Annotated in this window: 6 protein-coding genes; 2 read left to right on the top strand and 4 right to left on the bottom strand. The window is 54.2% G+C overall.

The window, feature by feature from the left end:
• Positions 1 to 244 precede the first annotated feature (244 nt).
• From RB_RS06665 to RB_RS06655, 3 genes are all read right to left on the bottom strand, one after another.
• On the bottom strand, positions 245 to 1,441 hold the full coding sequence (locus tag RB_RS06665; protein WP_007337669.1) for a DUF1559 domain-containing protein: 1,197 nt from the start codon (positions 1,439 to 1,441) through the stop codon (positions 245 to 247).
• 215 nt (positions 1,442 to 1,656) lie between these two features.
• Positions 1,657 to 1,794, bottom strand: a complete 138-nt coding sequence (locus RB_RS06660) for a hypothetical protein (RefSeq protein ID WP_231846280.1) — start codon at positions 1,792 to 1,794, stop codon at positions 1,657 to 1,659.
• 173 nt (positions 1,795 to 1,967) lie between these two features.
• Positions 1,968 to 4,928 carry an FG-GAP-like repeat-containing protein gene (locus RB_RS06655; protein ID WP_164921633.1) on the bottom strand — a complete coding sequence of 987 codons (2,961 nt, stop codon included), beginning with the start codon at positions 4,926 to 4,928 and terminating at the stop codon, positions 1,968 to 1,970.
• Positions 4,929 to 5,158: 230 nt separating this feature from the next.
• Between RB_RS06655 and RB_RS06650 the strand changes: the two genes are divergently transcribed.
• Both RB_RS06650 and RB_RS06645 read left to right on the top strand, forming a co-directional pair.
• On the top strand, positions 5,159 to 8,203 hold the full coding sequence (locus tag RB_RS06650; RefSeq protein ID WP_011119333.1) for an FG-GAP-like repeat-containing protein: 3,045 nt from the start codon (positions 5,159 to 5,161) through the stop codon (positions 8,201 to 8,203).
• Positions 8,193 to 11,291 carry an FG-GAP-like repeat-containing protein gene (locus RB_RS06645; RefSeq protein ID WP_011119332.1) on the top strand — a complete coding sequence of 1,033 codons (3,099 nt, stop codon included), beginning with the start codon at positions 8,193 to 8,195 and terminating at the stop codon, positions 11,289 to 11,291. Before RB_RS06650 ends, RB_RS06645 begins: the two co-directional genes overlap by 11 nt.
• Here RB_RS06645 and RB_RS06640 read toward each other — a convergent pair.
• On the bottom strand, positions 11,276 to 13,222 hold the full coding sequence (locus tag RB_RS06640; protein ID WP_164922754.1) for a multiheme c-type cytochrome: 1,947 nt from the start codon (positions 13,220 to 13,222) through the stop codon (positions 11,276 to 11,278). The two genes, RB_RS06645 and RB_RS06640, sit on opposite strands and share 16 nt — an antisense overlap.
• Positions 13,223 to 13,449: the final 227 nt, after the last annotated feature.

Below are 13,449 nucleotides of genomic sequence, written 5' to 3'. Positions count from 1 at the left end.
GAAAAACACATGCGTTTTCTCCGTTCGGCTCGCTTTCACCGATCATCAGTATCCATCCAACTTCTCATGTTTCAGCCAACGCCCTTTGATGCACCCTAGAGAGGATTCCTCCAACACGTTCTCGCTGGACGCACACTGACAACTCCCCCGCAACAATTGAGCGCATGAAAGAACCGCATGCTGCTCGAAGCAACATGCGGTTTAGGTTTGGTAGCTGACCGAAAGAACGAGAACGCTGAGTCGATTAGAACTCGGTGCTGATCACTTCTTTCATGCCTTTGGTGCCCAACGCACCCCACAGCCCGTACGGGCTTTCACGCCCGGCACCACCGTTCGCACCACGTCCGTCACCATTGTCACGACCATAGGCGACGTGGTCTTGGTTTCCGGAATCAATCGACGACGTGACAAACTTCACTGCACCGTCACCCATCAGGATATGAACACCGCCCTGGTGACGACTCGCCGCCGAATAGATCCCGAAGTTTCCTTCGCCACGACAAACGTTGTAGCTATTAGGTGGCCCAATCGTCATGAACGAAGTGTATGTCGGGCGACCGTCAGCCCAACGTCGGCCCCGCTGGTGGTTGGCGTTGCCGTCCCAGTTCGCGCTATCGGACCAAAACTGCGGACGTGCTGGATCGATGACGCCAGATGTTGCCCAATAGCTTGGTGGTTGGTTGGCAACGTTTCCATCGCGGTGGATCGAGCTAAAGATCTCACGGTTGCCGTTTCCGACAACGATCTCGCCACACAAAATGGTGTTTGACAAACCGTCCAGGATGTCACGGAATCCAGTGAAGTTACGACCGTGAAACGCTCCACGTGCCCAACGATTTCCAGCGGTGGATCCCCAGGTACCGTCACCGCTAGGCTGACCGTTCCCGTCTTGGATGCCATTGTGATGCTGCTCGAAGAACGCGTCGCCGGTGCAAGCGGCATAATTCGAAAATGCAACCTGCGTTCCTGCTGGAACAACTGGGTCGCTCGGGCATCGATACATCGGTACCTGAGTCAACCATGGTTGATAATCCTCATTCCAAGGCGTGCCACCCATTGCCGCGTAGGTATTCGGAGGTGTCAACACATTGCCATTCCGATCAAAATTGAACGGGTTGGAAATGGTTTCCCACATGGCCTGCTGCTCAACGAATGGCAAGATACCGACCAAGAACGAGAGGTAGCCGCGGTTGTGGGTGTAGTTGTTACCCCCATCAATGTGCGTCCCACCCTTGTGCTTCGGAAGCTTGTTATAAGCGGCGTGATAGTTGTGCAGTCCAAGGCCCATCTGCTTAAAGTTGTTACTACAACTCATACGTCGCGCGGCCTCGCGGGCGGCTTGAACAGCCGGCAATAGGAGCCCAACAAGGACTCCAATGATCGCGATAACGACCAGGAGTTCGACAAGGGTGAAACCCTGTCGGGTTTGATTGCTTTTCATAAATTTAGAATCCTAGAAAAGAAAGAAAATCCAAAGGACGTTCTTGAACGGAATCGTTCAAACGCCAACAAAACACAATAAGTAAGGCAACAGAGCGTCACCTTCACAAAAGAAAGAACGGCCGAGCCGACAAATACTCTGCCCTATCAAAGCGGCCATTCCAAAAGAATTCTTTCGCCCCAGGCCCCGACGAAAGATCGAATCCGAAAACAGAACTAATTGCCGTACTGTTCCTGAAACTCTTTTTCCATCTGCGCGTCATAGTCCGCCTGCGCTTGCTTCTCATCTTCCGTCATCGCAGGAACCTCAGATGGGTCATACTCGGCCTCCCCACCCGATCCACAACCGATCATCGCGATGCATCCAAGAGACAAAAACAGACAGAACGCAAAGCTTCGGTACATATTGTTAGACCTAATAGAGGGGACAACCGACCGCCCAAAAAGAATGAGACATCACAATCCCACAAAAGAGAAACGGGATTGGATGCGGTCGTTAATCGAATGGTAAGGTAACCTCACCAACGCTACCTAGCATAGCGAGTGGCGTTGATCACGCCAGAGCTTTCTAAGATTTGATACCGTTTGTTAACCGCCAATCCTTCAATGGTATCTTTCACCCCTGACGGCCAGCTGATATTAAGAGTCACGGTCCCGTCTGTTTCACCTAATCCGACATGCATCACCGCCTGTCCGGTGCCCATGTACCCCCCGCCCGAAACAACGAACGATGTCAGTTCTTTAGCGGTGGCTTCCGTATTATAAGTCAACGTCACGACGGCACCGACAGCGGCTTTTTCGCTGTATTTTCCGACAACCTCGAGTTGCACAGAGTCTTTCGAAGGGGTTTCATTCCTTAATAGTGCAACCGGCTGATCAAGGTGATTTGCAAGCAGGTCAAGCCTTCCGTCGTTGTTGAAGTCCAATGAGGTGAGCGTACGACCAATTTGTTCACATGCGAAATATGAACCGCTCGCTTGGGGAGACTCTGATACAAACCCACGCTCTCCTCCTCGGAACAATTGCGGAAGCATTTTGAATGGGACACTTTGAGAAATATTGTTAAACAGGTGTCCATTCAATACGGCAAGGTCCAACCACCCGTCGTTGTCGAAGTCGACGGCTCGGGTTCCAAAGCCAGTCGTTGATCTCGAAGGGGTATCCAAACCAAACGACAATGCCTCATCCGCAAAGAAGCCACCAGCGGTTTGGACAAATAGATTGACGGACTCTTTATGAAAGTTCGTGACATGAAGGTCCAAACGACCGTCTCGGTTGAAGTCGCCCGCAGCGATGCCCATGCATGCCTCGCCAATTCCGCTTCGCCCCACTGCACAACCGGCTAAACCAGCATTCTCAATCATTGTCGTGATGGTTGGGGACTTTAGCTCGGTATCCCCCCCCGCTATTTCACCACCCGTGGGGCCAGCGGAACATTTTGAGATCCAGAAATGGTTAAGGTCTCCGTCATTGGAAACGAAGAAGTCGTTGCCACAACGATCGTCGAAATTCCCAATGATGACACCGAAACCGAGCTTCGGTCGCTCGGACATTGCGTCGCAAACGGTTTGCCACGGACTCAACGTCCCATCGGGCTGCATCTCATAAACATAGTCCTGAGCGACGCGATAGCTTTGTGGTTGGCAATTTTCGAACGGGGGGGAGCACATCACTTCGAAAGCCAACGGATCGTCGATGTAGTTGATTTCGACCAACTCGGGCAGAGCATCCCCGTTCAGATCTGCGAGGCCCAAACTCGATGTCCAACGTTCTTCGTTTCCGTTGATCAACTTGGGATCGGTTTGGAAGGTACCATCGCCTTGATTGATATAAACGCTGTTTCGACCGATGTTCGCAACGAGAATGTCCGGGAATCCATCTTGGTTCACATCACCAACGCAAATCCCTTGACCAAACCCGCGATCATCAGCACGACAGACCTCAGTCACTTCCTCGAAGTTGCCGCTTGGTAATTGGCGATAAAGCTGATTTGCCAGCGAGTTCAGCTTGTTCGGGTCGCCTCCTGCTCGGGCGAAATAGGTATCACAGCGGCCATCCAGGTCGTAATCCAAGGCCGCGAGACCAACGCCATTGGCTTGATGAAGATAGAATTCTTTGCCATCTGCCGGGTAGCCCGTAGAGAACTCGGTGTTGATGCCCAGCTCCGAAGCGACATTTTGAAACACGAGAGGAGAACGTGAGGATTCGTCGGCTGTACCGTCCATCGCAATGGATTCGCTCAACGGTGGCATTTCAAACGGACTGGGTGCGAACCCCATCGATCGCTGCAGTCGGGCCTGCTGGGCCTGCAATTCGGTTGCTTGAGATTCCCAAGCCATCAAAGATGCGCGACGTTGATCGAGTTCCGGCACAACAGCCGCTACCTGATCGGTGAGTTGAGCCACTCTCATCATCCAAGCCGCCGATTCCCAGGGCCGAAACCAGCTTTGCATGCGTTCAGCGATCCATGCCGCTTGCTCTGCGTCAGCATCTCGCGCTAGGCGAAAGACTTTGTCGAGATCACCGATCCACTGACGAAGACGCGGGAGCTCTTTGCTCCAACGTGAGCTTTTCGGCAGATGTTTCTCGGTCGTCGAAACAATCAATCGAAGCGCCGCCCGGTTGGTCGGATCACGCCGAAGCGTCTCCGTCCAAGCGTTGACCGCTTCTTCGTGCAATCCCCCGTGGTCCAACCAAAATCCAATCGCGATCCAAAACTCCGGTTCGTCTCTTAGAGTCATGGGCCGATTCACGCCTGCGATACCGCTATCGTTCGCAGCAACCGGTCCCACTTTCTTCGCGTCCTCCGGTAGTTCCGCAATCCACTCTTGCAATTCGCTCCATCTCGCGTTCTCCGCCAAAACACGACCGGTAAGCGCCACAACGGTCGAGTGATCAGGGTGTTGACGACGAACTTTCATCAGCATGGACAGAACTTCGTCCACTTCAGCACGCGGTGAGAAATAGACACGGCGGGCTTCCCCCAAACCAAACAAGGTATCCGGGGCCATTCCTGGCATCTCACCGTAGTTCACCAACCCAAAGGGGCCGCTTAGATCGATGAGACTGAGCAATTCGTATTGTTGAATGACTCGCAAGCGAATCAGATGTCGGACGTGGTGACTGGCCTCAATGCGTCGCCCTTGCGCACTCAACATTTGAGCCATCAGTCGACGCGCCGTGATATCGTCGGGGTTCTGTTCGATCGCATTCTTCAGAAGAGATTCAGCTTCGGCAAATTTGGCCGTCCGGAGCAACTCGTCGAACTCCTTGGCGATATCGACCAAACGAGATTCCTCGAAAGGCTCGGATTCTGGTTGGGGGCGAGGTTTATCGGTCGGGTCAGCAAGCGGGGCCTGTTTGTTCGGCGAGCCTTGTTCCGTCCCCGATCCGCCACAGCCGCTTGCAGAGGAAAACGCGAATCCCAAGACAACGATCAGCAACTGATGCGTGAACGTGCCATCGAATCGAATCGAAGATAACTTCATCAATCTGTGTCGTGCAAAAGGAAGGTCGAAGAGGAGTCTCGGCGGCGGCCAATCCGCTATCTTAGAAGTAACGCTGCTCGAACGCAGTGCTGATTGCAAAACGCGTCCCCGAAAAGGCCTCGCGGAGGCGTGCCAGTGTCTTGAAAAAACGCGAAATTCGGGTTCGTCGATTGTTTGTCTGACGTTCCGCTTCCGCATGTCCTAATCAACTCGGTATCTCTGAGTCCCAAGTGAGTCGAACCTATCTTGTCCTCAGCGTCTTTGGCAACTGCCTCGCGTGTTGCCTTCTTTTGGGATGCAATGGGTCGGGCGATGAATCTGTCTCCGCTCCTTCGGAAACTCGCCCCAATCCGGCAAAGATCTCAGCCGACAACGTTGCGGCAACCGGTATCCACTACCGCGAAGCGGTGAAATTGGTTCGCGTCGGCGATTTTGCAAATGCACAACGTTCCCTTCGCGAACACTTGCTCACAGATCCCACCGATGTCAAAGCGATGGAATTGGCGGGCGATATTGCCTCACGCCTTGGCGACACCCCGCAGGCGATTCAGTGGTATCGCGATGCGGTCGAGCAAACGCCGCAACCCAGCTACGCTCTGTTGGATAAGTTGGCAAAAACTCTGATGGCGACCGCGAATGCCTACGAATCGGTCGATGTGCTGAAGCAGACCATCTCCATCCACCCCGATTTGGAACGTCCAAAATACGACTTGGCGGGACTCGTCACGGTACTCGGCCTCAACCATGACGCGGTCGAGCCATTGCAGTGGTTGATTCAAAACAATCTTGGCGATGAAGAAAGTTTGGTCGTGCTGGCCAACCCTGATCGCGTTCAACCTGATCCCGAATTTTGCCGCAAGCTATTGGATCGTGCTCCCGAAGACCTCCGTCCTCACTACGCCCTTGCCAAACTGGACGCCGAAAAGCAGGACTGGTCAGCCGTCTCGAAACGCCTGCCCGCCGTACTGAACAGGCATCCTGATTTTCTGCCGGCGTGGGCATTGCAAGGCCGGGCATTGGTTGAATTGGCGGTAGCGAATCCAAGCGACGCCAATCGTCGGAGCGATCTCGTTGAATGGGCGAAGAACAAACCAACCGCATTGGAAGATCTGCCGGAATACTGGACCGCCGCTGGCATTTGGTCGAACCACACCAGCGATCATTCCGCCGCGGTACGCGCGTTCGTTGAAGCGTCGCGATTGCATCAATCGAATCATGGACCGACGCTCTCGTATTTGCAGGCGAGCTTGCGGCAACTCGGTCGCGAAGAAGAAACCAGCCGGGTTGCAAAACGGTTTGCCCAAGTCGCTGGTTTGAATGACGCGGTGAAGACATTTCTCGAACGCAATTCAAAATCGCAACTCGCTGCTCTTAGGATCGCCTATCAACTGGTCGACCTGGGCAGAATGTGGGAAGCGGAAGCTTGGACCAGCCTCGCGAAAACGCTGCCGGAAGATCCAGTCGCCACCATCGAACAGGCTCACCTCGCGATACGTGCTCGATTGCGTCCGGATTCGCCTTGGCAAACGAAATCCAGTCTTGTGGCGAGTTCGATCAATATTAGCGACCTACCGATGGCTTCCTGGGACGCTGCCGTTCAGAACGCTCGCACCATCGCGAACCGAATCGACGAATCTCCGGTGCGGTTTATCGAACAGGCACAACAAAGAGGATTGCTGCACACCGTTTCTTTGGCACCCGAAGCCGAAAGTGAAGGGCACTGGATCTATCAAAGTACTGGCGGTGGGGCCGCGGTACTCGACTTTGATTTGAACGGATGGCCTGACACAGCGATCGCCAACCTAGACGGCACACCGATGCAGAACAACTCGAGCCCCAATCGCTTGTTCCGAAACATCGATGGTCAATTCTCTGATGTGACGTCAACCAGCGGCTACGCCGACACTGGGTTTGCACAAGGGATCACGTCAGGTGACTTCGACAACGACGGCTTTCCCGATTTGTTCGATGCGAACATCGGCCGCAATCGTCTGTACCGCAACAATGGTGATGGTACCTTCAGTGACGTTACCGACGAAATGAAATTGGTCGGAAATGAATGGACCACATCCGCGGTCTTCGCTGACGTGGACGGCGATGGGAACGCGGACTTGTTCGAAGTCAACTATTGCGGCGGCAACGCTCCTTACGAAACACCTTGCCGCAGCGACGCGACTGGCAAACTGGCCAGCTGCCCACCCCTGAAATTCGAAGCGAGTTCCGACCGGATCTGGACTAACAATGGAACTGGCCGATTCAAAAACGTCAGCCGAGATTGGATGCAGCCAACGAACATCGGCAGAGGATTGGGCATCATCGCCGGACAGCTCGATGAAGCACCTGGTCTCGACTTGTTCGTGGCCAACGACATGTCCGTCAATCATCTTTGGTCATCATCTCGTTCCGCAAGTGAAGACTCCACCAACGACGTTCCAACACGACTGACGGATCTTGGTACCGTTCGAGGCCTGGCGATGAGTGGGCAGTCCAATTCGCAAGCGTCCATGGGGATGGCCGCCGGTGATCCCGATGGCGATGGCGACCTGGATTTTTTCCTGACCCACTTCGCCGAAGAACACAACACTTACTACGAGCAAGTTGCACCGGGCCTCTGGGAAGACCGAACACACGCGGTTGGACTGTATGAGCCATCCTTGGACCAGCTCGGTTTTGGAACGACGTGGACGGACTTCAACTTGGACGGAGCGATGGAACTTTTGGTCACCAACGGCCACGTGAGCGACACCGGCCGCGAGGACATCGGCTACGAGATGCCGCCGCAAATGTTCACACGATTGGAATCTGGCCGCTGGCAAGAACTTCCGAACAGTTCGCTTGGCGACTACTTCGAGCGCGAGCATCTTGGCAGAGCATTGGTGACCCTCGATGCGAATCTGGATGGACGAACCGATGTGCTGATCACACATCTCTACGAACCCGTCGCGTTGCTCATCAACAAATCGGAAACCACTTCGAAATCGATCGGCCTGCGATTCCAAGCAACCTCGGGTCACCGCGACGCCATCGGATCAACGGTCGAAGTTCTGTCCAGCGGCGACAAACGCACGCTGCAACTCACCGCCGGCGATGGCTACATGGGCAGCAACGAACGCCGGCTTTCATTCGCGTTGTCCAATGCATCCAACAAAGCCGACATCGTCGTGAAATGGCCTTCCGGCCTCCGCCAGTCTTTCAATGAGCTCGAAGCCGGCCGCGACTACCTTTTGACGGAGGGAATTGCTCTGCCGATTCCGATGAACAAGCATGTTCAATGACTTCAGATACTACCGCCAATCGATAAATGCAATCTTTCTAATTGCGTTGTGTGTGCAAGTTGCCGGTTGCACTTCCGAGCCATCCGACTTTGAAAAACTTCGAAAACAACAGCAACTCAAAGAAGCGGCTCGACAAACGACCGAACTGGGATTGGATGAGCAAATTGCGTTGGCGAAGAAAGAACTCGAACTCGGCTCGGTCGTGCGAGCCAACGAAATCATCGGCCCACTTTTGATCAGTGATCCAGACAATCAAGACGTCCTGCGTTTGAAGGCTGAGATCCAGCACCGCCTCGGCGACCATGAAGCCGCGGCCGCGTTGCTCGCGTCGATCCCCTTTGAAAGTGAAGACCGCGCGACCTCCGCATGCTTGGTAGCGGCCGACTGGTACGTCGAAGCCGATGCGTACGAAACGGCCATCGAATTCTTGCAGAGTCGTTTGCAGACGCGTCCCGATGACACTCGAGTCCGCCATCGATTGGTCGAGATTCTGAATCAATCAGGCCATCGTGTTGCCGCCAGTCGTGTACTGCGTCCGATGATTCGCGACGGCAAAGCCAGCGAACGGGAACTGTTCTCGATGATCACGCTTGGCAATGCATTTGTCGACGAATCACTGCCCGCTCCAGACTTTTCAAACACCACACTCGCAATGTTGTCGCTCGCGAGACGACAGCGAGACCAAGGTGAACTGACAGAAGCCAGCGAGTCACTTCAGAAGCTTCGGCAGAAATACCCAAGCTCGACGGCGGTCGCCGCATTCCAAGGACGTGTGTTGGCCGACCTGGGGGACTTCGCCGCCTTGACGCAGTGGAGGCAGACACTGCCCCCAGACATCACGTCAGAACCCGAATACTGGTACGCACTTGGGCAACTGGCTCAGAGTCGAGACGAACATCCGGTTGCGATCCGTTGCTTTGGCGAGGCTCTTCAAATCGATCCAACCGATCGCAACTCGATGGTATCCTTGGCTCGATCGTTCCGTCAGATCGGTGAAAACGAAGCGGCCGATGAAACGATGCAACATTTCGAGATGCTGGAACGAACTTCAGAACTGGCAAAAGTCTTTGGTTTGGCCTCCGGAACGCCCGCCCAATACCGCGAGATGGCGAGTTTGCTGGACGATTTGGGGCGTCCATGGGAATCGATGGCGTGGCAGCAAATCGCAGTTGCCAAAACAGGCAACCAACCGAGCGACAAGGCTGCTTTGGACGAAAAGCGAAACCAATTGGACCGACATACATCAGCCATCACATCATCAGCTAATTCGACGCTTCCATGGTCAAAGCCGAACCTTTCGAGCTGGCCCATGCCAGACTTCCGCGACTTGGAAACACCTACCACCGATCCATCCACATCGAGCGAATCAAACAAGCTCTCGTCCGATCCCGCTCCCATCCATTTTCGCGATATAGCGACCGAGCTGAATCTTCGTTTTCAATACGACAACGGTGACGATCAAGCTGACAACGAGTTTTACTTGCATCAACAAACAGGTGGCGGGATCGGAGTCATCGATTACGACCGCGATGGTTGGCCGGATCTTTACTGTGCTCAAGCCGGCAAAGATGCACTTGTCGGGCGGTCGGCCAAATCGAATCAACTCTTCCGAAATCTGTCCTCCAACTTGGTAGCTGATGTCACGACAGATTCGCACTCCGCTGACAAAGGTTACGGGCAAGGGATCACGGTTGCGGACACCAACCAAGATGGTTTCCCTGATTTGCTGATAGCAAACATCGGTCAGAACGTCATCCTTCTCAACAACGGTGACGGAACGTTCTCGCGTGGTGAACTCCCCAGCATTGGCAACGATCAGTGGACAACATCAATCGCCTGTGGCGACTTAGACGGCGATCAAATCCCTGAGTTGATCGAGGTGAACTACATCGATGACCCGTCCGCTTTTGAGATTCCCTGCGTGCCGGATAACGATGCCTGCGGGCCCAGTCGATTCAAACCGGCGTCGGATCGGTGGTTGTCGATCGATCCCACCGGCAATCTTCAACCGATGCATCCGTCAACGAAAGCGGATTCTCTGACCGAGACGTCCGCCTCCGATGCCGGGCACGGTTTTGCTGTGATCATCGGCAATCTGAACAACCAAATCGGAAACGATGTCTACATCGCCAACGATGGTGACGCGAATTTCTTTTGGCAGAATCGACAAACAAACTCAACAAATGAATCGCGATTGACAACCGCCGACCTGAGTCAAACGACTTCTTCCACGTGGGATGCGAAAGAGACCGCTTACCTTTCGGGCATCGCGACCAGTCAGCAGGGCGGTCGACATGGATCAATGGGACTCACACTAGCCGACTTTGATCGAAACGGTCTCCCCGACCTTCACGTCACCAACTACTGGGACCAAGAAGCTGACCTGTATCTTCAAGATGCCGGTGCGATTTTTCGACACTCCAGTCGTTCCTGGAAAATTCGCGATTCCAGCAAATCGACGGTGGGCTGGGGAACGCAATCCGCTGATTTTGATCGTGATGGACGTGTTGACTTGATGGTTCTCAATGGACACATCGTCAATCACACGCAACGAGGCGTCCCGTTTCGAATGCTGCCTCAGCTTTATCAGGGACATGACGATCACTTCGAGCTTGTATCCCGCTCATCGGATCCCAGTTTGTCGCAACCTGATCGATTTTGGTCGCAACCGACTCTCGGCCGCGCTCTCGCCGTGTTGGACTGGGACCAAGATGGAATGCCCGATGTTGTGGGCAATCATTTGGATCAACCAATGACGCTTTTGAAAAACGAATCCAAGCAGCAATCTTGGCTGCAACTCGAACTGGTCGGAACGAGCAGCGAGCGTGAGGCAATTGGAGCCACGATCCAAGTTCAATCTGGTGCGAACCGCTGGACCAACTGGGTGATCAACGGTGGCTTTTTGACCAGCAACGAAGCGGCACTCGATTTCGGACTTGGAAATTCAGTTCATCCTTGTGAGATCAAAATCCAGTGGCCCTCGGGCAAGGAACAGATCATCGAAAACGTTCCACTCAACGATCGCTATCTGATAGTCGAACAGGAATCAGCGGTGCCATGGTCCCGGGAGAATCACTCCCGCAAATGAATCGGCCGATGGTTTCTTCGTTCGAGAAAAGCACGGGCACGCAGAAAGTCAAATCGGCCTTCTTCGTTGACCAGAACAGAAGGCTTGGGTTCCATTTGCAAAGTCCTGTCGATCAATTCAATGGCATCATTGAAAGCGTCCATGCGTTCGCCAACCGGTGCCATCGCATCCATCGGTTTTGAAATGCGATTGGGAAGAGTACGAAGCGACTTCTCCGCGACGATGCGAATGGCGTCGTACGGATCGTTCAGCCCGAGCAACAAATATGGCTCCATCCATTCGGTTCCCGAAGCTTCCTGAGCAGGTTTCCATCCCATCGCGGCAACTTGCACGGCACGCTGAGCCGCATCGCCGCTGAGCAAGTGCAACGCAGACGTTGATAAATCGACATTGGGCTCGGTCGTCGTACGTTCGGCGAGCGGCTGCCCATACCAATCGTGAAGATGTCCGGAAACCCAATCAAAACCACGATCAAGGTGACACAGCGAACACGCATTCGGACGGTCACTGCTTCGGCTCTCCTCGATCGACGGGCTAGAGATTTGGTGACTGCGAATGGTTTTTAGCAACCCATAGGTTGTGTGGGGCATGTGGCAGTTCATGCAACGACTGCCATGGGATCCTGCCGCATGGTGAGTGTGCACCTCAATTTGGTCGCCCATGTCAGAGTGACACTGCAAACAGGCTGCATCACCCGCCATGCCCGAGCCCAACTGATCGTTCCGCCATTCGGCTAAGTGTTGGCTCGCATCGTTGCCGGATTCTGACACCGGATGCATTTGATGGCACGACAAACACGTCATCTCGCCGTGCTGAAAACACGCCGACTCGATCAAGCCGTTGTACTCTCGCCCGGCGATTCGTGGCATTCCGTCCGCCCAGAATGCACCACCGACGTCTTCCATCTTGGACCACTGCTGAAACGCCTCCGATTGTCGCTGCTCGGCTGAGGCTCGGACGACCTTCGAAAATGCAAGAGCGTCCAATCGATCGCCTGGTCGGAACGGGTTTCCGTTCTGCTCGTAGTCCTTCAACGCGACCACTTCATAGTCCGGCGTGAAAACACTGTGACATTGCCCGCAAACATCCGCCGATGCTTGTTTAGAAAGCTTCACAGGATTCACGATCAAATCTTCCCGCTGCTCTTCAGGGTCTTTCGCTGCTCTCGTCAGAGCTGAATCGAGCGTTGCCGCGTTGTCGGTAGTGGCATGTCGAAGAACATGCCCACGACCTTCTCCATGGCAAGCCTCACAGGCGATCCCAAACTCCGCAACGCGAGTACTCCAATCTTGAGTGTCGGCGTTGAAACGCTCTCGCAGGTGTGTTGAGTGACATCGGCTGCAAGTCCGATTCCATGTCCCAAGTTCTAACCCACCTTGATGATCCGGAGGCTGGAGAAAACTTGAGTCGCGTGGGATCCAGCGGTCTTCTTCGATGAGATAGACGATATCGAGTTGGGCTGGCGTACCGGGTCGATCTGATTCGTGCCAGAACACATGCATATGGTGCGAGCCCGTCATCATCAACAACTCACGACGCATCGTCATGCCACCACGGAACGGATCCGCATAGGTCACGAAGAATGAGTCGCCACTTCGCTCAAACAGATATCGTTTGCCTTGAACAACAACTGTCTCGTCCACAATGGCACTCGGAGCGGTCTCAACGTTGACAACCTGCGTCATCGTTCGATGAAACGACGCGTGCCACGATTGATGTTCGTCGGCATGACACTGCAGACAGGTTTCCGAAGCAACAAAACCTTCTTCCAGCTCGACAACCGGCCGCAATTGAGAAGCGGTCAACGTCACGCGGGACTCGTTCTTGTCGTGACGAACTGGGCGGTCAGCATCAACGATGGAGTCAGCCTGAACAGCAGGATCGCCATTCGCGTCAGCAGCAATATCCTTCGAACGATTGCATCCCAGCACCGCAGCGACTGCCACGAAGATGAAGCAAAGACCGAGCCTGCTACCGCATCGTGAAATACGCCGCGTCGACTCACGCTCGGCACCCAACGAAGATCGCCCGTTCAACAAACTCACGTTCCACTCCACCTTCGGCTCGGGCAATCGGCAAGGTGTTGACGCAAATGGCGTACCTTGCGACGAACTCACAAACAATTTGGCAGCAGAAGCAGGTCCGCCCAAAAGACGCA

Source organism: Rhodopirellula baltica SH 1 (genome assembly GCF_000196115.1).
Taxonomy (GTDB): Bacteria; Planctomycetota; Planctomycetia; order Pirellulales; family Pirellulaceae; genus Rhodopirellula; species Rhodopirellula baltica.
This window is presented reverse-complemented; position numbering and strand designations above follow the sequence as displayed.

Bases quoted from the DNA above. Each gene is read 5' to 3' on its own strand.
- RB_RS06645 (WP_011119332.1), top strand. From the start codon at position 8,193: ATGTTCAATGACTTCAGATACTACCGCCAATCGATAAATGCAATCTTT.
- RB_RS06655 (WP_164921633.1), bottom strand. From the start codon at position 4,928: ATGAAGTTATCTTCGATTCGATTCGATGGCACGTTCACGCATCAGTTG.
- RB_RS06660 (WP_231846280.1), bottom strand. From the start codon at position 1,794: ATGATCGGTTGTGGATCGGGTGGGGAGGCCGAGTATGACCCATCTGAG.
- RB_RS06665 (WP_007337669.1), bottom strand. From the start codon at position 1,441: ATGAAAAGCAATCAAACCCGACAGGGTTTCACCCTTGTCGAACTCCTG.